The following is a 20993-nucleotide window of genomic DNA, read 5'->3' as shown; positions in this document are numbered from 1 at the left end:
TAGATGACCTCCTTAATAGGGAGATGCTGCTACAAAATGGGTTTTGGTGATTGGAACTAAATCAAAGACGCGTCCTTTCTCATCAAAACTTTGATTACGTATTTTTTGATAGGTATGTTCTAGTACAATTCTTTCACGTTTTCTTTTTTCTCTTCCAACTGGTGAAGCTTCTGGAATTGCAGAGAGTAACCTTTTTGTATAGATATGTTGAGGATTGTTATAAATATCCTTTTTTGTACCTGTTTCTACAAAACGACCTTTGTACATTATGGCAATGTAATCACACATATGTTTGACAACACCTAAATCATGAGAAATAAAAATATAGCTTAAACCATACTCGTTCTGAATATCCTTCATAAAGTTCAGTACTTGTGCTTGAACAGATAGATCAAGAGCAGAAACCGGCTCATCAGCAATGATTATTTTAGGATTCGTCGCAATGGCTCTTGCAATGCCGAGACGCTGTTTTTGCCCTCCTGAAAATTCATGTGGATATTTAAATTGAGAGTCTTCTGGCATGCCGACAATAGTAAGGAGCTCGTAAATTTTTCGTCTCTCTTCTGTTGGAGTTAGCTTTAAAAAATTTCGTATTGGTTCAGCCAAAATCTCATAAACTCTCTTTTTTGGATTTAAGCTTGATTGAGAGTCTTGAAATATCATTTGAACATCCTTACAATAGGAAGACTTTCTATCACGACGCTTGTTTGTGACATCTTCACCTTCATAGTAGATTTTCCCAGAAGTTACTTTTTCCAATCCCATGATTGCTTTACCAGTCGTAGATTTTCCGCATCCAGATTCTCCCACAAGCCCATAGGTTTTTCCTCTCTCAAATTCCATACTTATTCCATCAACAGCATATATATGATCAATTACTCTATTAAAAAACCCACCTCGAATAGGATAGTAAACTTTTAATCGTTCAATCTTCATAAACATGCTGTTCAATCCTCCAATCTAACAAAAACGTTAAATTTTTTTAAGTTTGTTGATGTATGTTCCCTTTTCCTTGACTCTTTATTCGGGAACATTAAGGGATTTGATGTTCCATATGCTTGTTTTTTTATGACAATTCCTATTCTTCACGTCAGCATTTTGTCCGCGAGAGGCGCTCTCGAAGACATTTCACACGCTCATAAGCAGCATTTTGTCCGCGAGAGGCGTTCTCGAAGACATTTCACACACTCATAAGCAGCATTTTGTCCGCGAGAGGCGTTCTCGAAGACATTTCACACACTCATAAGCAGCATTTTGTCCGCGAGAGGCGTTCTCGAAGACATTTCACACACTCATAAGCAGCATTTTGTCCGCGAGAGGCGTTCTCGAAGACATTTCACACACTCATAAGCAGCATTTTGTCCGCGAGAGGCGTTCTCGAAGACATTTCACACACTCATAAGCAGCATTTTGTCCGCGAGAGGCGTTCTCGAAGACATTTCACACGCTCATAAGCAGCATTTTGTCCTCGAGAGGCATTCTCGAAGACATTTCACACACTCGCAAGCATTATTTTGTCCTCGAGAGGCGTTCTCGAAGACATTTCACACGCACACAAGCAGCATTTTGTCCGCGAGTAGCGTTCTCGAAGACATTTCACACACTTGCAAGCATTATTTTGTCCTCGAGAGGCGTTCTCGAAGACATTTCATACACTCATAAGCAGTATTTTGTCCTCGAGAGGTGTTCTCGAAGACATTTCACACGCAAACAAGCAGCATTTTGTCCTCGAGAGGCGTTCTCGAAGACATTTCACACACTCATAAGCAGCATTTTGTCCGCGAGAGGCGTTCTCGAAGACATTTCACACACTCATAAGCAGCATTTTGTCCTCGAGAGGTGTTCTCGAAGACATTTCACACGCTCATAAGCAGCATTTTGTCCTCGAGAGGCGTTCTCGAAGACATTTCACATGCCCATAAGCAGCATTTTGTCCGCGAGAGGCGCTCTCGAAGACATTTCACACGCTCCAACGCAGAGTTTTGTCCTCGAAAGAAGTTCTCGAAGACATTTCACACGCACACAAGCAGTATTTTGTCCTCGAGAGGCGTTCTCGAAGACATTTCACACACTTGCAAGCATTATTTTGTCCTTGAGTAGCTAGTTCGTAAGACATTCCCTACCTTCGCAATAAGAATTTTGTCCCCGAGAGGTAATATCATCACCCCTATAAGCATTTAAATATTTAAAACACCTCATCAGTTTACATTTATTTAACTAAGATAAAAATGCTTCCAACAAGTACATCGAACAAAATGTCCTGGTGAAATCTCATGTAGTACTGGATTTTCTTCATGAGCTTCTTCTGGTATCCAAGGAATTCTTGATGCAAAGCGACATCCATTTCTCGGAAGATGAATCAATGATGGAACAATCCCTTGAATTACATTTAACCTGCCATTATGACTATTCATTTGTGGAACTGAATGAAATAATGAACGTGTATATGGATGTTTTGGATTTTTAAACAATTTTTCTACAGGTGCTTCCTCAATAATTTCACCTGCATACATGACTGCAACTCGATCAGCTACCTCAGCCACTACCCCTAAGTCATGAGTAATAAGTAATATTCCTGAGTTCGTTTCGTTTTTTAAACTTAATAGTAAATCTAAAATTTGTGATTGAATCGTCACGTCCAATGCAGTTGTTGGTTCGTCCGCTATAATTATTTGAGGTTTACAAGCAATCGCAATGGCTATCATTACTCTTTGTCTCATGCCACCTGAAAGCTGATGAGGAAATTGTTTTGCAACTCTTTTTGAATCGGTTATTCCAACTTGATGTAATAATTCAAGTACATATTTCTTTCCTTCAGACTTCGTTAAGTTAGTATGATACGTTAACCCCTCTTCGATTTGGTCACCGATACGCATCAATGGATTTAATGCTGACAAAGGATCCTGAAAAATCATACTAATTTCTACACCGCGTATTTTATTTAACTCATCCTCTGACATAGTAGCTATATTTTTATCGTTATATAGGATTTCACCTTGTATTCGTACTTTTTCATGATCATGCAGTCCAATAATAGAACTAGCTAAGGTGCTTTTCCCGCAACCAGATTCTCCAACGATTGCAAGCACTTCATTTTTCCGAAGAGTTAAAGATACATGATCAACTGCATCATAATAAGTATCTTGAATTCGAAAACCAGTATGTAAATCTTTTATCCTTAAAAGCTCATTACCCGTTTTCAACTAGCTCCTCCTTATACCTAGGTTTAGCTAAAGTGGTAGTATTGGACTCTTCAGTGATTTATGTCCTGGCGCCTTTTGTCGATTTAGTTAACAATTCCAATCATTATATGATGAAAATTTGCTAATTATTAATTAACTAAGTAGAATATTGCCTTGCACTAGTAATAGAACTGATTAGCAAATATTAAAAAATAAAAAAGACAAAATCCCAATTATGAGATTTTGCCTCGTTTCTATATTAGTTTGTATTTTCAGTAGTTTCATTTTTTCGATTTCGTTTTGATCTTCTCATTAATGCAACGATAAATGAGATAAATATGAGATAAACAAATCCTAATGCAATTAGATATGGAATATTAATGCCTCTCTCATCGACCACTTGGTAAATCTCTACAACTTCTCGATCTAACGCAAGTGGGTAAACATTTTCATTGTTCACTCGCACAACTTCACTATCTAACATCGCTTGAATCTCTTTACCTTCCCCAACTAAATCCTTTGGAATGTCGATTCTTTTCGTTTTACTTGTATTATTTATTACGACAATCCATTTTTCGTCTTCAGATGAGCGCATAAATGCTAAAAGTCCATTTTCATTTTTTAGCAATTTAAACTCTCCACCACGAAGTGTATCCGAACTATTCTTTAACATTTGAATATTTTCGATAAAGTCCACTAGTTCTTCATCAGTTCTGAAATTATATAATTGATGTGATTCAGGTCCAACTGCACCATTCATTGCAATTTCGGTACCATATTGCATAACTGGAAGACCTGGTAGCAATAACATGGAAGCAATCGCCATCTTTAAACGAGTAGGTGGATATGCTTCTACATCCATGATAAAGCGATCTGTATTGATATTATCAAACATAATTTGAGTAGGCTTCGTTTCACCATTTACAAATGGTTCAATGTATTTCAACTGCTCAGAAGAATCTTGATCTACATTTATATATATGGAACGGAAAATTTCATTCGTATCATTAAAATAAGTTGCATCGAAATTTGCATCACTTTCTTCATCTGAAATGATGTAGATTGATTCATCAACTTCTTTAATTGCTGAAATCATGTCATTTAAAAATTGTGCATCTGCAATATCAAGGTTCGTTAAACGAACACCACCTACATGATATGTACTTACAAATTCCACAATAGCATTAATAAGTGCTTGCTGAACCTCTTGATTTTTCAAGTCCCAACGCACTAAACCATTAGATGTCCCAACAATCCAATCTACTTTTTCTGGATCTTGTGTCCATTCATGATTTTCACTGACGTTAGTTAACGGGAAATCAATCATCACACGCATATTCTTTTGCTTTAAAGTGGTTACTAAATTTGTGAATTCCTCTGCTGTACCAAAATGAGGTTCAAATTCAGAATAGCTTGTTGTAAGAGTTCCATCATATTTTTCCGTTGCAAATACTGGACCTAATGAAACAATCGTAAATCCCATATCTTTAATTAAAGATAGTTTTTGTAAAATACCATTAAAATCTCCACCAGCAAATTGACTTGGGTCTTGTGCATTTACATTTAAATCATTTTTATCTGTTCCATTAAAATAACGGTCAACTAATAGATCATATATACTTTCGTCTGCTATTGTTTTCGTATTTTCAGCTTTTGCAACAGGCGTTATCGTTAAGGATGTTGCAAGTACAGTTGTTGCTAATACGCTAATCCATTTATTAAATTTCAATTTTATCTCTCCTTTAAAACAACCCATCGTCATTTTATCAAACAAATAAGATAAAGCGCTATCTTTTCAGATGAAATGAGTTAAATGCAATGATAAATTGCGACAAAAAAGTGACAATTATTTCAAATTATTTATAGCTTTCCTCTACTTATTTAAATTTAATCTAATAATTGGAATATATAAGGAAATAAGCAAAATAAAAACGCAAAGCATAAAGCTTTGCGTCATGTTTAGAATAAATCGAATCCCATTTGAAGTTTTAATCCATAGAATAGTGTTGCAAATAGGAAGATAAAGAATAATACCCAGAATACATTAGTAGATTTGTTTTTCGCTTGACGGACTAAAATCATTTCCATCATCGCTATTAACAGAATACCTAATAAAAATTTAATATCATACTCAAAGTTTACTCGCCATTTGAAGAACAATGCGCCACCGCTTATTAAAATTAAAATATAAAATAATCTTAATACCATGTGGATCCCTTTAGATTTAGAGATACCTGTAGCTGCTATGAAAAATAGTATTAAACCGATTACCCATGTTGTAATGTGTAAATGTGTTGAGTCAGTTAAAAAACCCATTATTTCCCCACCTTTTTTATCATTTCAATACATATCCTACCATGATAGAAGGTGTGGCTTCAAACATTATAGTTTCTTTAATAGTGTCTAAAATATGAATTATTCAAAGCGATTAGATAATGTACCAATTCCTTCGATGGAAATTTTCACTTCATCGCCAGCTTTTAAGAAAGTTGGTGGCTTCATGCCTTTTCCGACTCCTTCAGGTGTACCTGTTAAAATCACATCACCAGGCTCCAATGTGACATATTTCGATAAGGTCGAGATTAATTCATCAACTGGGAACATCATATCTTTTGTTGAGCCATTTTGACGAATCTCCCCATTCACTTTAGTTACGATTGTTAATTTTTGTGGATCTGGTATTTCATCTTTTGTAACTAAATAAGGACCCATTGGACAAGTACCATCTAATGTTTTACCTAAAAAGAATTGAACATGACGTTGTTGTAAATCACGTGCTGTAATATCATTTGCAATTGTATACCCAAAGATATAATCATAGGCTTGGTTTTTAGGAATATCTCTTCCTAATTTTCCAATAACAACAGCAAGCTCTCCTTCGTAATCCAAAGAATCTGTTTTTGTTGCATGGATTGGCAATACCTGTTCATCTGCTGCAATCGAAGTTGCTGCCTTTGTGAACACTAATAAGTTCTTTGGAGCTGCTTCTGCACCCATTTCCTTTGCATGTTCATCATAATTTTTTCCGATACAAATAATATTTTTAGGTGTTCTTGGAACAGGAGATAACCATTCTATCTCAGAAAATGATAGTTTATATTGTTCAGTCGAAGTAGATTGTTCTGCTGCTTCAACAAGTTTTCTAATTTGTTCAACAAAGTCGAAACCAAGAGCAATTCCATCGATAATATTTGTAGAAAAAGTTGGTAAAACATTTAAATCTCGCTGAATAGCAACTACGTCCCAGACAGCTTCTTCTTTTTTGACTTTCGGTCCAAACTTCACTTCACCATTCAATTTAAAAGACAAAATCTTCATCGTAAAAAGCGCTCCTTATGTTTATTCGTCAATTAATAGTAGCCTGTTAAATTATGAATATCTCAAAATATAACCTTATCTACTATCATGCTATTACATCATAAAATCTTTTGTACATCACATGAAATTTTATGATTTGATAACATCATACATCAAATTTTTTCAATTTGCTTACTTTTCACTAAATTTTGCGATAAATTATTTTTTTCATTGCTACTTCAAGGGGTCCTTGCTTAAATTTACTAAACCATAGGATTGCAAACATGATTTGGACAATAAAAATTACAATGGCAATTAATACGCCCATTTGTACATTTATTTGACCATATAAACCAAAGCCATAATTATAAAATAATACAGAGCAGATAATTGATTGCATAAGATAAATGGTTAAGGACATTCTACCAGCTAGCCCAATTGGGTGAAGAATCTTTTTAATAAACGGAACCATGCAAATACATACGATTAGTGCCATATAGCCGATTGCTAATACTGGCCCACCTACGTACACCTGTAAATAATCTAACAAATACGTATGTGTAAACATAAAGGGTGCACTTTTAATCGTTAGTCCGATTGCTATACCTACAACTGCAAGGACAATCCAAAAAGGCTTTAAACCCTTAGCTCGCTCTATTAGACGCCACTTCGCAAATGCAGCACCAATCATCATATAAGGTAAAATTGTAAATAATGATAAAAGCCACATTGCAGGCTGCATTTGGACCGTTAAATCAATTAATCGTTGATAAAAAGCATCCATCCAATTTCCTATACCATATGAAGTAATCGCATGTTCAACCATCTCAATATCTACCGGGATTCCCTCGATTTCTCTATTCACAATTCCCGTCACACTGTAAATGAATAAAATCATGAATTGCATTAAGCCATATATTGCAAGTCCTATTGTAATAAGAACTTTAGGAGTAAAGCGGATAAACATTAATAGGAAAAAGCCACAAAAGGCATAGGTAGATAAAATATCTCCCCACCAAATGAATACGGCATGTAGCATTCCAAGGATAAGCAATATGACTAATCGTTTTGATACGAAGGGATAAAATGACGTTTCAGTACGCTCTGCTTTCAAAAACTGCATCGCAAGTCCATATCCAAATAGCATTGAAAATAATGGATAAAAACTGCTTGTTGCGTAAATTTCCACTAGCTGATACCATATAACATCCTTCGCTTCCACAAACCAAGCTTGCAAATCGATATGTGGCATCGGTAAATAGAATGCAAAAACATTTACTATTAAAATCCCAAGCAAACTGAAGCCTCTTATAATATCTAATGATTCAATTCTTTCGTTTAATGTTGTTGGTTGAAAGCCCACAATTCGGCCCCTTTCTACATCTAATTGCCGCAGTTTTTATCACGTTTCTTACATGTGAAATTTTATATTTAAAGTTGAATTTCCTTTTGCGCATTGTATAAATAAATCACTTTTTCATCTACATCTACATCGAGCACCGCTTGAACTGCCTCACTGTAAATACGTAGCTGTACACCGTATCTATTAGTCATTTCTTTTATTAAGGCTGGCTCATCTTTAAATTTCGGAAGAATTTTATCCGTCTTATAATCAAGCAATACCCACTTATTTTCTTCATCAAGGAATAAACAGTCAATAATCCCTTGGACAATTTGGGGATCCCCTTCATCATCTGTTCTCGATAAAGTGAATGGTACCTCACGATGTAATTGTTTTGCATGAATAAACCTTCTGCCAATCGGCGATTCAAAAAACTGGATAATTTTATCAGGTTCAATTACACGAAGCTCTTCTTCCGTAAGAAGCTGCTTATCTACTAGTCCTAGAAGGAATCGATTGATTTCTTCAAGGCTTTGGAACCCTTCTTTTGGTACATGCTGCATCACTGTATGAACAGCTGTCCCCATTTCTGTACTAGATAAAGATTTTTGCTGTAAAAACATAGGCCTTTTAATAACAGTAGTATTTTTCTGTTGATTCGACTCATGACTTTCCGGAATCCATTCATCCTGCTCTTCTTCGCGCTGTAGATTCTCAATACGTTTAATCTCAGTAACACTTGTTTTAGATTTTTTCTTTGTCGAATGCTCAAATGGATATTTAGCAGTAAAACGTTTTTTCAATTCATATAAAATATTTTCATCTACTGGCTGTTGACTTGTATCATCTAATATAGAATCATCCTTTTGAGAAAATGTATTTAAAAAAGTTTCATTAGGAATAGCCGAAATCATCCATTTTGAAGGATGTGAGATCACATTGTACTTTCCATTATGGAAGGATGCGAAACATTCATGGCGAGCAACTGCTGGTCCAATCCAATCTAAATAATTTTTCGCACGAGCTCTCAAATATTCTGGGAGCATTGATTGCTCTGAAAGATGTCCAATCTCACACCATTCATCTCTTGTTTTCTCCCAATTTTTCACTGAACCAACTAAAATGAGTCTTTCCTTTGCACGTGTCATTGCCACGTATAAAATTCGCATTTCCTCCGCTTTCATTTCTAAAATTTTCTTTTCTTTCATTGCTAAAAATGGCAGGGAAGTATAGATGATACGATTGTCAGGATCTATTGCTTTTACAGCAAGTCCATATTGCTGATCAAACAAATAAGTATTGGAAAAGTCCATTTGGTTAAAGCTACGACCAAGCCCTGCTACAAATACAACAGGATATTCTAGCCCTTTTGATGAGTGAATCGTTTCTAATCGAACGACATCATCCTTCTCACCAATGGATTTAGCGACTCCTAAATCATCCCCTCTCAAACGCATTCGATCAATAAATCGTAGGAAACGGAATAATCCTCGGAATGATGATTTCTCATACATTAATGCGCGGTCATGTAATGTACGTAAGTTTGCTTGTCTTTGTTTTCCATTGGCCATCGCACCGACCATTTCATAATAATTCGTATCTAAATATATTCTCCAAATTAGATCTGATAACGATCCACGACGAGCCATATTCCGCCATTCTTCTAATTGAATTAGAAATTGATGTAGCTTCTCAGCTGTATTTCCATTTAAACCTGAGCGTTCCTCCCGGACAAATGTTTTTACTGATTCATAAAAAGGAACATTCTTTTTTGCTAGTCGAATTGTTGCTAGCTCATTTTCCGTCAAACCAACAAAGGGCGCTCGCAATGCAGAGGCTAATGGGATATCCTGATATGGATTATCTACAATTTTTAATACGTTTAGCATGACCATCACTTCTAATGCCTCAAAGTATCCCTTTGAAGATTCTGCATAAAGAGGTATACCCGCTGACTTAAATTCTTCTACTAAATCTGCAGACCAAGTCATAGAACGCATTAAAATGACAATGTCACTATATCGTATAGGTCTCATTCGTTTTGCCGGATCTTTTTCTTTCGCGTTGTAAACCGTTGCGCCACTTTCGATTAGCTCTTTAATTCTACTTATAATATAGCGAGCCTCTTGTTGAGATTTTGCAATTTCCTCTTCCGTTACAATATCTACTTCAGTCGTTTCATTTTCGTTGCTTGAAGTCTCTTCTTCTTGTTCTTCATACAAAACAACAAATTCCACTGGTGTTTCAATATCATCATAGGGCGCTCCAGGCTTTAACTCCGCTTTTTCATCGTAATCTATTTCCCCAACAGCCTTCCCCATAATTTGTTGGAAAACATAGTTTGTCCCATGTAGTACTTCTTTACGACTTCGGAAGTTTGCATTTAAATCAATTTTTAACCCAGTATTCTTTGGATCGTCTTCAAATGTTAAGTATTTGTTTAAGAAAAGCATTGGTTCAGCTAATCGGAATCGATAGATGGATTGCTTTACATCCCCTACCATAAATAAATTACCCGTTGCTTCATCTCCGCTTTTCACAAGCTGTAATATCGTTTCTTGCAGCATATTCGTATCTTGGTATTCATCCACTAGTACTTCTTTAAATTTTTGTTGAAATTCCTTCGCTACTTCAGATGGCTGAAGTTCACCATTTTCAACGTCAGCTAATATTTGAAGAGCATAATGCTCCAAATCAGAAAAATCGACTAATCCGCGCTCAAGCTTTGCTGCTCGAAACTTTTTACCGTAGTTTTCAGTTAACTCTACTAACGTTTCGATTAACGGTGCCATTAGACGAATTTCTTCTAACAATCTCGCAGGTGTTCTCGTAAAAAATGAATCTTTTATTTGAGTCATTATCTTTTTAGCATGATCTCTTTTTTTCTTTGCTAAATCTTGTAAATCTGGATCACAGCTATCTTTTTTTACTCTTGCAAGAGTTGACCATTTTAAAGAAGCGAAATAATCATATAATTCCTGCCATGTACCATTAGTAACTCTGCGGATTCCCTCTTGAATCAGTATAAAATCCAATTCAGCAGTTTCGCCATAAGGAGCAGGACCATCTGGCTTTAATGCAAGCTCACGCATATCTACAATATAAGCAAAGGCCTCTTGCAAACTAAACTTCACTGCATTTTTTACATGATCAATGTAAGGTAATTGATCAATTGTTGCATCAGCTGGTAGCTTGTATTGTTTAGGTAAAGATTTTAACCATTCAGACGGCTTAGGATGAACGCGAGAAGTCTCGTAAAGTCGATCAATCAATGTCTCAATAGCTTGATCGTCCCTATCTGATGTGAAGCTATCTACCAAACGATACACGGCATTTACTTTTGCTTCATCCTTATTATCGTAAGCTTCTTCCAATACTTCTGCTAAAACATCATCTCTTAATAATGATGATTCCCCTTCATTTGCAATACGGAATCCGGGATCAATATCAAGTAAATAGGCATACTGACGTACTATGGATAAACAGAATGAATGCAAAGTGGAGATTTGCGCTTTATTTACTAAGCTTAATTGACGACGTAAATGCTGATTACGTGGGTCTTTCGCTATTTCTTTTTCTAAAGCCTCACTCAAACGATGGCGCATTTCCGCTGCAGATGCATTTGTAAAGGTCACAACAAGCAATTCATCTACATCAATAGGATTTTCATTTGCAATAACTTTTTCAATCATACGATTAATCAGAACTGCTGTTTTTCCAGAGCCAGCAGCAGCTGATACAAGCGTATCTTGTCCTGTAGCCCATATTGCTTTCCATTGCTCGTCCGTCCATGTTACATCTGGCCCTTTAGAAGGTATCGCTCGCATCACTGTTCAACTCCTCTTTGATTTTGTGAAGTATATTTTCCGATTGTTCTGCCTGTAATTGATGGTAGTTTTGCATGTTATCAGTAGGATCAAATTGACAAACCGATTTAAATGAACAGAAATCGCAGGCTGTTTTATTTTTTAATTTATATGGTCCAATCGATGTTTCCCCGCTTAAAATACCATCACCAGCTTGCTTATGCTTACTGCGTACATATTGCTGCAAATGATCCATTTCAAATGGAATGACTACACGAGAATTACGCTGATAAACAGAGCCATCCTTTTTCAATTGCACTGGTATGATTTTAGATTTTCCACTTTCTTGAAGCTCCTCATCCATTAATACCAATGAATCTATATCTTCAGCTAATAAACCTTTCATGCGGAATTTTCGTAAACGTTCCATCTCAAGAGTTGCTTCGTCGAGTTCTTCTTCTATTTTTAAAATCGGATTATGGACATGAACATATAAAACACCTGCTGGTTTCGCCTCACCTGTAATCCAATGACTCGCATTATCTACAGCAACATTTAAATAGGTTAAAAGCTGCAAGGATAATCCATAATACACTTCATTTAAATCTAAATCACGACTGGAAGATTTATAGTCAATGACACGCAAAAACGCTTTTTGGTCAACTTCAGCACTATCAATACGGTCAATTCGACCGCGCAGCTTCATCTTTCTACCACCATTTAAATCAATTTCTAGTGGCGGTAGCATCTCTTTTCCTGGACCAAAGGAAGCCTCTATAGCAATTGGTCTGAAATGTGAGGATTTTGCCTGCTGTGATAGTGCAATCATCGTTCTTTCTACGATACGGATTAATTTATGCTGAATATATCGGTACCTCGCACTGCTTAGTAATATTTGATGAGAAAATACCGGAACGATATGCTCCACTGCAGATCTAGCAAGCAATGCACACTGCTCTTTTGATAATTTATTCCAAGCTATTTTTTTCTTCTCTGTTTCGATGGAAATCCATTTTAATGCTTCGTGGAATAAATCCCCCATCGCAAAATTTTCTAATTTGTATTGGGCTCTTTCTTCAAGACCTAATCCATATGTTGTAAAATGGGCAAATGGACAGCTGTAAAATTTCTCTACCCTCGAAACACTTGATGTAAGCTCTGTTCCGTAAAGTTCATCTGTAATATCTTGAGTCAATCTTTCTGCTTCATTTTTCTTTTCTAACGGACCCATTATGGATTGAAGCGTTGATTTCCATTTTATATCTTGTTCGTAATAGGTTTTTAACGCTACCCATTCAGGGGCTAATTCATTTGTATATTGAGCTTGTCTTAGCTGCATCATCAAATAGGCAATAGCTGTAGCCGGATGCTGTAGATAAGAAAGAACATTGCTTTTATCGAGCTCTTCAATTGGATCAATAAGGATTCGTTCATGTGGTAACGTTTTTTCCCCATTTATCTCAAACAATTTATGCAATCGATTGATATAAAGTGATGGAAGTAAAGACTTACTTTCCTCATCTGCACTTGCAAAGGTCACATAAAGTCTTTCTGTTGGTGAAGAAAATGCACGATATATTAAAAATGCTTCCTGTAACAATCGATGCTTAGAGGTTGGTGATAATTCTGTATCAACTGCAGAAAACCATTCTCTTTCCACATCTGTTATGAGTCCTTCATAATCCATGCGCATTGGATATACCCCGTCATTTACGCCAATCACGAAAACTACCTTCATATTATCAAAACGAGAATATTCCACTGTTGCTACTGTTACTTCATCGACAGCAGGGGGAATGCTAGAAAATTGAAGTGTGTCATACCCTTCATCCAAAATCTTCGCAGCCTCTTCAACTGTCATTTTTTGATCACCAAACATAATGACAAACTGATCTAGCACATTTATCCACCGGTTCCAAGCTTGATCATGCTCAGCTGCACTAATAAGTAGATTTTTTTCTAATTCTTCATCTTTTAACGCTTGTAATTTTTCATATACTTGAAGATTTTCTATACATTGATAAAGTGCTAGAGCGATATCGCGACCAGTCTCCGAATCTTCTAAATTCTTTTGCAGCTCCATTAAAGGCTCTGAAATCAAAGACCTCATTTCATCAATCGTTCGTTGTATGGCCAATTCTTCATCCGTTTGACGCTTTGTTAAAAATTCTAAACCACGATATTTCTTATAAAACCAACGTGACTCTTCAAACCATCGATAACCATATATACCTTGGGCGATGACAAAATTCTCAAATTGATCTGCTTTTTCACGCATCTCCGTTAAATTACTTTTTAACGGGAAAAACAAGTCTGTTTTAACACTTCTAAATACAGGTTCATATTGCCATTTTGAAGTAACAACTTCTAAAATTGAACGACTAAACTCAATTAAAGGATGATGTAACATCGCCTTTTTCTCATTTGTAAAAACTGGAATGTCATATTGAGGAAATATCGTTAATATTAATGGATCGTACACATCGGCTTGTCGGTACATAATCCCAATATCCTGATATCTTACCTTTTCCTCTTTCACTAACCGGCATATTTCCCGGGCAATCCCATGAACTTCCGCACGACGATTTGCCCCTTCTAAAACTCGAACAAAACCATCAGATTTAACTGGTTTTACAATAGGCTCATGAAAATTTGCTTCTATTTGTCTTAAATCGTTATTTAGAAAACGATAATTGCCTGTTAAATGAACTCTTGGTTCAACTTCAATCTGTAACTGTTTTGCTTCATCCATCAATTTGTCATACATGACTGCAGAACGATAAAATAGTGCCTGATCATCATCTTTATCCTGCTCATTTTCAAAAGGAAGAACAATTGTCACTCTTTCAGCTAAAGCGATTAATTGCTTCACGATATCAAATTCACGCACTGTAAAGGCAGTAAAACCATCGATATAAATATGGGCTTGTTTTATTTTCTCAGAGTTAGGTAATTGCTCCACTAATACTGGAAAGAAGCTATCTCCATCAACATAGGTGTCCCCCAACTGCTGCTCTAACTCTTGTAAAATGAGTTGTAAATCTTTCGTTTTGGAAATTAAAGTATGAGGTGCTTGTGTTCCCTCTAATTTACCTATCACTTCATGTAATGCTTCACTGTTAATATTGTATTGACTAAATTCTTTAATCAATTGCTCTACTTCCTCTGTAAAGCCACGCTTATCTGCAGCTTGACGAAATAATGAGAACTCATCCTTATGTTCCATTAAAAGTCTTCGTATAAGCATGCGATATCCGATTTTATCGATTTTTTCCTTTGCAATACCACCAGTTTCCTGTAGCACATACCAGGCAAGTCGTTTAAAGGTCATTACCTGTGCACGAATCATCCCTCGAATGTCATAATGATTTGTCAATTCGTACTCTGTCGAGAAGGACATCTGATCAGGAACAATGACGTAAATCGGCGTACCTAATGGATCTCTTTTTAGTTCTGTAACGATTTCATTTTGAATAAGAGTAGATTTCCCAGAACCAGCTCGTCCACTTATGATTCTTATAGACAATTGGATAGCCCCCTTTTTTGAATAATATTTATCTATTAAAAATTTCTTTTATCGTTATGAGTAACTTGCTCTCATCTATTTTACATGAAAAACCACCTAAACACATAAAAGAGCGGTTTACACAAAATCCAATTGTAAACCACTCGAGGGCAAAATACATTTTTAATTTTCTTTTTGAAAGGAGCTTTTTAAATCTTCCTCAACTCGTTTATTTAAGCGTCTTTCCACTACTTTACTAATTATCCATAATAGAATAACGGCAATAACGACAAGTATAAGCTTTAAAGGATTTTTAATGAATGAGCCCACATCATATCCTAATACGCTCATGCTTAAAATCATGACAAACTTACCAGCCAATAATACGATGAAATAATATTTCTTTTTAATGTGGGAAAGCCCAGCAACAATATTCACTAAAACAGAAGGTGTGAATGGAAAACATAGTAATATAAATAACGGACTTAACCCTCTCATATCTACCCATTTTATTAATTTTTGAACATTTTCTTTTTGAATGAAACGTTTTAATTTAGGATGTTTCCCGAATTTCCGAACGATTAAAAAGACAACATAGGATCCTAAAACCGTTCCAATCCATGATAATAAAAACCCAATCCACAAGCCATAGGAGCTTGCATTTGCTACGACAATGACAACAAGGGGCAAAAAGGGTAATAATGCTTCAAGAAAGGGAAGCAAAATGCCAATTAGCGGTCCAAGTGTACGATATTGTGCAGCTAGTGTTTCGATGTTTTCAACGGTAAACCATTCGCTCACTAGTACCACCTCTATTGATATTGAATAATTAAGTATAACATTGTAATGTCATTAGTTAGGTTTTCATATTGATGTGACTGATGTCCTGAAAAAATCAGTGTTTCTCCTTCGTTCAACACTTCTTTCATATCACCACATTGGATTACAGCTTGTCCTTTAATAACCGTTATCGTTTCCTCTACCCCTTCAGGATGGGCTTCACTTTTATGTATGACACCAGGATCAATCTCAACCTTAAATAATTCCCATCCTCTCTTTGGATCATAAGGAACGATTGAATAGACGCGGTACTTTCCATCTTCTTCTACAGCTGGGGACTCTGAATTTGCCCCATATTTTTGAAAATATTCTTTTGAAGGCTGCATTAAAGTAGAAAAGGAAACTTTCAAACCCGTTGCTATTTTCCAAATCGTTGATACAGTAGGATTTGCTTCACCTTTTTCAATTTGGGCAAGCTGTGCCTTGCTTACACCTGTAGCTTTGGCAACATCATCCAAACTTAAACCTCTTAAACTGCGGAACCTTTTTAGCTGAAACCCAATATTTTTACTCATTTGCTCCATCAATCTCCACCGCCCCATTGTCTTTTATAAAATACATATGTATACTATAATAAACATTTTGATTTTTTTGATTATTTAATTTTAATATAGTAATACGGTGCAAAGCAATGGCGGAGCCTTTTTAAACTGCTATACTACATAACATGAACGTGTTAAAATGACATTGGTTCCAAATACATTTTTTGACATGTAGTTTTACTATATTAGAAACCTATTTAAATTGAAAGAGTTTAAGATAATTCTATTTTAAGGGGTTTGATTTGACTTGGTTACGCAAACAGAATTTAATCAGCAATCCATTACAACCGATTCATTTTATCAGGGGATTAGAGACTGTATACCAACATTACTTGGCTATATCAGTATCGGCCTTGCTTTCGGGGTAATTGGTATTACTTCAAACTTATCCATACTTGAAATCTTTTTATTATCCGTTTTTGTTTATGCTGGATCTGCGCAGTTTATCTTTTGTGCGCTATATGTTGCAGGTGCACCGATTTCTATCATCATTATCACAACTTTTATTGTTAACTTACGTCATTTTTTAATGTCTCTAACGGTAGCACCACATCTAACTCGATATTCATCCCTCCGCAATATCGGCTTTGGGTCATTATTAACAGACGAAACTTTTGGCGTTGCAGTGACTAAGTTAATGAAAGAAAACCATCTTGGCGGTAGATGGATGGATGGTTTAAATATAACAGCTTATTTAACATGGATTGCTTCCTGTACAATCGGAGGAATTGTTGGTAAATGGCTTCCCAATGCCGAGAGCTTAGGTTTAGATTTTGCTCTTGTAGCTATGTTTGTGGCACTCCTTGTATTGAATCTAGTGGACGTAGGAAAGACAAAGCTTTTTCATTACTTAAAATTAATTGGCTGTATCGCTCTATTCATGTATGCTTTTTCTTATTTTTTACCTGGCCATTTAGCAGTTTTATTTTCAACAGTTATTGTTGCAACCATCGGGGTGGTGACTGAAAAATGACTACGACACTTACGATGGTACTAGTCATACTAGCTTGTGCCATTGTTACATGGATTCCAAGAATTACCCCCTTTATATTAGTTCGGAATATTCAATTGCCACAGGTTGTATTACGTTGGCTGCAATATATCCCTGTCTGTATTTTAAGTGCCCTCGTAGTTGAATCACTTTTGAATGCAGAAGGCCCAATCGTAACTTTTGATTGGCTCAATGTCATCGCTTTCGTTCCAACTGCATTAGTAGCTATAATTACGAAAAGCTTATCTCAAACAGTAGTCGCAGGCGTTGTCACAATGGCTATTTTAAGATACGTTCTTATTTAACAAAGGATTATCAACTATAGTCGTCATTGTATATAAAAAGAGTGCGAACTGTTTAATATAGTCCGCACTCTTCATTATATTTTATTCAATCTTCTTTCTTACTTTGTTTCCTCATTCTCGTCGCAAACCAGAATCCAATTGTTAGGGAAAATGCATCCGCTACAAAAACAATGGCTGGTGTTGAGTATCCTGCATAAACCGATGCAGCAATTAATGCAATCGACAATAAAAGCGCCACAATGTGATTATAAGTGATGCGAGTAAAAAGAATGACTAATAATCCTGGTAAAAAAAGCGCGAGCAATAACTTTTCTACGATTGAATCCACCATTGCACCTCTATTTATCTAACCAATTACAACTTTCCCATTTATTAATGAAAGACTTACTCCACTAATAATAAACCTACCTGATGATGGTCCTTACTATGAACAACGTGCTGTGTTAATCGTAATTCATTTTTCTGATCGATTACTTCAATACGGCAATGTGCAGCATTCTTTTGTAATGCTTCATAAAGTTCACGTACAGTATGAACTTCAACACCATTCACTTTACGGATTACTTCTCCAGCTACTAACCCCATTTTTTCTGCTGGTGAATCGGGTAATACAGCAGCAATCATAACGCCATCTGCTTTCGGAGATACAGCGTACATACCGTTACTTTCTGTACTTCGATAAACAATCGATAGAATAATGCGCCATACAAACCCAACAAGTAACACTACTAATCCGACTAACGGTTCAAAGTAAGAAATTAATCCACCGATTACAACAATTTCTCCAAGGACTAAAACAGATCGCCCTAATCTTTGATAGAAATTGATAGGTAACGAATGTCGAGCCATTTGCTGGAATCCAATTACAATAGGAAATAATACGATAGAAAACTCATTAGTACCAAGGGAAAACTGTGGCCAAAATGGGAAATAAGCTTGAATAGCATCACCAGGAATCACCAAAAATATTGGTAAAACCCAAACCTTTTTACTTAAAAACGCAACAGCTTTCATTCCGCGTTTCGTTTTCTCAACAATTGGAGATGCATAAAGAGCCCCATTTTGACGAATTAATATTCCTTCAGCAATTAACAGCAATCCGACGAGAATCGATATCGTAACAGCTGCTCCTTCTTCCACATTTACCCCCATAAACTCCAGCCCAAACAAGTTAAAGGACCAATTTTGCATTCCCATTACCATTAATAACCCTATACTAATGGTAATGTAAATAATGGGTGAAAGCAGATGAAAGAAATAAGTTACTAGTGCTACGACACTAATAATTGTCACCATGAAAAGCAACTGAATAGGAACAGTTAAACCAATGGCTAAAGAAAGCAGTGAAATTGAAAGAGATAATAAAAGTCCTTCCTTAAAAAGACCGGAAAGTTCCGACCATCCCGATAAAATTCGGATATGAAAATTTCTTCTCTCTCTCTTTACTCGTCGATATCCTAAATAAACAGACATCGCAATCGCTATATAAAATAACGGATTTATAAATAGTCTTGTAATTCCAAGACCAAACTCTATTAATATATCTACCATATACTACACCTACCGTTTGCTATCACTACTACAGTCATTGTAACATTGAAGCAAACAGTTGCGTAGTATCAAAAGAATTAAATCTAGTAAATAAAATCAAAATACCTATTTTAAGGCAATTCTTATCTACCAATCTTATACTTTCTATCAACTAAATCGATGTTCACGAAGATTAAAACTCACCCTCAAGAATATGCACCATAACACTAAGCCCCATTTGAAGTTGTAAATCATGCTCTTGCGCTTCTTTATAAAGCGTTACTTGTTCTCGAATACTTTCAAATAAATCCTCAGTCATATTGCGACCTTCAATCAAATTATTTTTCTCCCGATATAATTCAACTGCTTCTGCTGTTTCAGAATCGAAGAATCCATCTGTTCTTGTCACTGTATAGCCTAGTCCATTTAACACTTTTTGAACATAAGCTACTTCCTCACTAAAGTCGCCCTCTTTATATTCTCCAGTTAATGGGATTACTTCAAGTAAAAATAGTGGATGCTGCTCAACCTCGATATCTGCCGGTATGCCTTTTCCATGAATCCATTCTCGTTTTGGCGTCAGCCACTTATTAGTAGATAGCTTTAATTCTCCGCCATTTTGAAGTGCCCACGTTTCTTGTACAGTCCCTTTTCCGAAGCTTTGCATACCAATAATCGTAGCGCGATTCCAGCTTTGAACTGCGCCTGCCATTACCTCACTTGCAGAAGCACTACCTTCATTTTGAAGAACAATAACCGGGATTTTTCCCATTTGTTTTAAATATTCTTCGTCGCCTTCAATATTCGACGTTTGAAGTGGTTCCATAGCTCCTTCACCATTTTGCATATAAGCAAACACTTCACCTTCTTTATGAAGACTGCTTACAATGGCCGCAACGCTATGTAAATATCCCCCTGGATTATCACGCAAGTCCACCACAAAGCCATCTACATTTTTTGAAATTAGATCACTAGTAGCTTCAAACCACTCATCTGCAGTCTTTTCCCCAAACATCGAGATGGAGATATATCCTATCTTTGCATCTTCCACTTCTATAATTTCAGATTCCACAGTATCATTTTTTATTTCCATTCTTTTTAAAGTAACTGTGATATGTCTTTCTGCACTAGGACGATATAACACAAGTGTCACTTCTTCTCCTGCTTCACCTTGAATCATTTCAAGCAATTCTCCCATTGTTTTTCCGTCAAGTCTTTGTTCATCAACTTGTACAATTTCATCAAATGGTCGAATGCCAGCTTTCTCAGCTGGTGACGATTTCACAGGTGCAACAACAACAAATCGTCCATTTTTCTCCGTAATTTCGATCCCTATTCCTACCCTTTGGCCAGCTAACGATTGTTTATGAAGAACTGCCTCTTTTTCTGTATAGTACGTGCTATATGGATCTTCCAGTGCACTTGTCATACCACGAAGTGCTCCTTCTACCAGCACTTCCCCACTAACACTATAAACTGATTTTTCATTAATCAATGAATAAACTTCATCAATTACAGGCATGTTGGAGAGTTCTTCTTCCTTATTTGAACCGTTCCATTTTTGCCAAATAAGTATGAATGCAATCACTAAACATATCGTTCCTAGCAATAAAAAAATTCGACCTTTTCGCAAAAACTAAACCTCCTCTCGTT

At 36.1% G+C, this 20993-nt stretch carries 15 protein-coding genes; 2 read left to right on the top strand and 13 right to left on the bottom strand.

Going from position 1 to position 20993, the window contains the following annotated elements; translation table 11 throughout:
• Positions 1-12: 12 nt before the first annotated feature.
• The 10 genes from CD30_RS10485 to CD30_RS10440 form a co-directional block, all read right to left on the bottom strand.
• Entirely contained in the window at positions 13-942 is a 930-nt protein-coding gene (locus CD30_RS10485) for an ATP-binding cassette domain-containing protein (protein ID WP_036176442.1), read from the bottom strand.
• A gap of 1271 nt (positions 943-2213) precedes the next feature.
• The gene (locus tag CD30_RS10480; protein ID WP_036176439.1) at positions 2214-3203 is read right to left on the bottom strand and encodes an ABC transporter ATP-binding protein; all 990 of its coding nucleotides are present in this window, start codon (positions 3201-3203) and stop codon (positions 2214-2216) included.
• Positions 3204-3441: 238 nt separating this feature from the next.
• Positions 3442-4911, bottom strand: coding sequence for an alpha-amylase family glycosyl hydrolase (locus CD30_RS10475; RefSeq protein WP_036176436.1), 1470 nt, complete (start codon positions 4909-4911; stop codon positions 3442-3444).
• A gap of 230 nt (positions 4912-5141) precedes the next feature.
• Complete coding sequence (locus CD30_RS10470) at positions 5142-5498, bottom strand: YisL family protein (RefSeq protein ID WP_036176434.1); 357 nt, start codon at positions 5496-5498, stop codon at positions 5142-5144.
• A gap of 99 nt (positions 5499-5597) precedes the next feature.
• On the bottom strand, positions 5598-6500 hold the full coding sequence (locus CD30_RS10465) for a fumarylacetoacetate hydrolase family protein (RefSeq protein ID WP_036176431.1): 903 nt from the start codon (positions 6498-6500) through the stop codon (positions 5598-5600).
• A 181-nt stretch (positions 6501-6681) separates the two neighbouring features.
• A complete protein-coding gene (locus CD30_RS10460; RefSeq protein WP_036176429.1) occupies positions 6682-7842 on the bottom strand; it encodes a DUF418 domain-containing protein in 1161 nt (386 codons plus the stop codon).
• Between the two features lie 68 nt (positions 7843-7910).
• Positions 7911-11651 (bottom strand): helicase-exonuclease AddAB subunit AddA, encoded by a 3741-nt coding sequence (gene addA, locus CD30_RS10455; RefSeq protein WP_084077806.1) that lies wholly within the window; start codon positions 11649-11651, stop codon positions 7911-7913.
• Positions 11629-15153, bottom strand: a complete 3525-nt coding sequence (gene addB, locus CD30_RS10450; RefSeq protein WP_036176423.1) for a helicase-exonuclease AddAB subunit AddB — start codon at positions 15151-15153, stop codon at positions 11629-11631. Before addB ends, addA begins: the two co-directional genes overlap by 23 nt.
• 162 nt (positions 15154-15315) lie before the next feature.
• Positions 15316-15933, bottom strand: a complete 618-nt coding sequence (locus CD30_RS10445; protein WP_036176421.1) for a TVP38/TMEM64 family protein — start codon at positions 15931-15933, stop codon at positions 15316-15318.
• 11 nt (positions 15934-15944) lie between these two features.
• Positions 15945-16496, bottom strand: coding sequence for a helix-turn-helix domain-containing protein (locus CD30_RS10440; RefSeq protein ID WP_036176419.1), 552 nt, complete (start codon positions 16494-16496; stop codon positions 15945-15947).
• A gap of 265 nt (positions 16497-16761) precedes the next feature.
• On the opposite strand from CD30_RS10440, the gene CD30_RS10435 reads away from it, so the two are divergent.
• Together CD30_RS10435 and CD30_RS10430 are read left to right on the top strand one after the other, a co-directional pair.
• Positions 16762-17487: an AzlC family ABC transporter permease gene (locus CD30_RS10435; RefSeq protein ID WP_036176415.1), complete on the top strand. Its 726-nt coding sequence runs from the start codon at positions 16762-16764 to the stop codon at positions 17485-17487.
• Positions 17484-17810, top strand: coding sequence for an AzlD domain-containing protein (locus CD30_RS10430; RefSeq protein ID WP_036176412.1), 327 nt, complete (start codon positions 17484-17486; stop codon positions 17808-17810). Before CD30_RS10435 ends, CD30_RS10430 begins: the two co-directional genes overlap by 4 nt.
• Positions 17811-17895: 85 nt before the next feature.
• Here CD30_RS10430 and CD30_RS10425 read toward each other — a convergent pair whose 3' ends face one another.
• The 3 genes from CD30_RS10425 to CD30_RS10415 form a co-directional block, all read right to left on the bottom strand.
• Complete coding sequence (locus CD30_RS10425) at positions 17896-18138, bottom strand: DUF2198 family protein (protein ID WP_036176410.1); 243 nt, start codon at positions 18136-18138, stop codon at positions 17896-17898.
• Positions 18139-18194: 56 nt separating this feature from the next.
• Positions 18195-19361: a PDZ domain-containing protein gene (locus CD30_RS10420; RefSeq protein ID WP_052126147.1), complete on the bottom strand. Its 1167-nt coding sequence runs from the start codon at positions 19359-19361 to the stop codon at positions 18195-18197.
• Between the two features lie 172 nt (positions 19362-19533).
• Positions 19534-20973 carry a S41 family peptidase gene (locus tag CD30_RS10415; protein WP_036176407.1) on the bottom strand — a complete coding sequence of 480 codons (1440 nt, stop codon included), beginning with the start codon at positions 20971-20973 and terminating at the stop codon, positions 19534-19536.
• Positions 20974-20993 lie beyond the last annotated feature (20 nt).

It is taken from the genome of Ureibacillus massiliensis 4400831 = CIP 108448 = CCUG 49529 (assembly GCF_000772965.1).
In the GTDB taxonomy this organism is placed as follows: Bacteria; Bacillota; Bacilli; order Bacillales_A; family Planococcaceae; genus Ureibacillus; species Ureibacillus massiliensis.
This window is presented reverse-complemented; position numbering and strand designations above follow the sequence as displayed.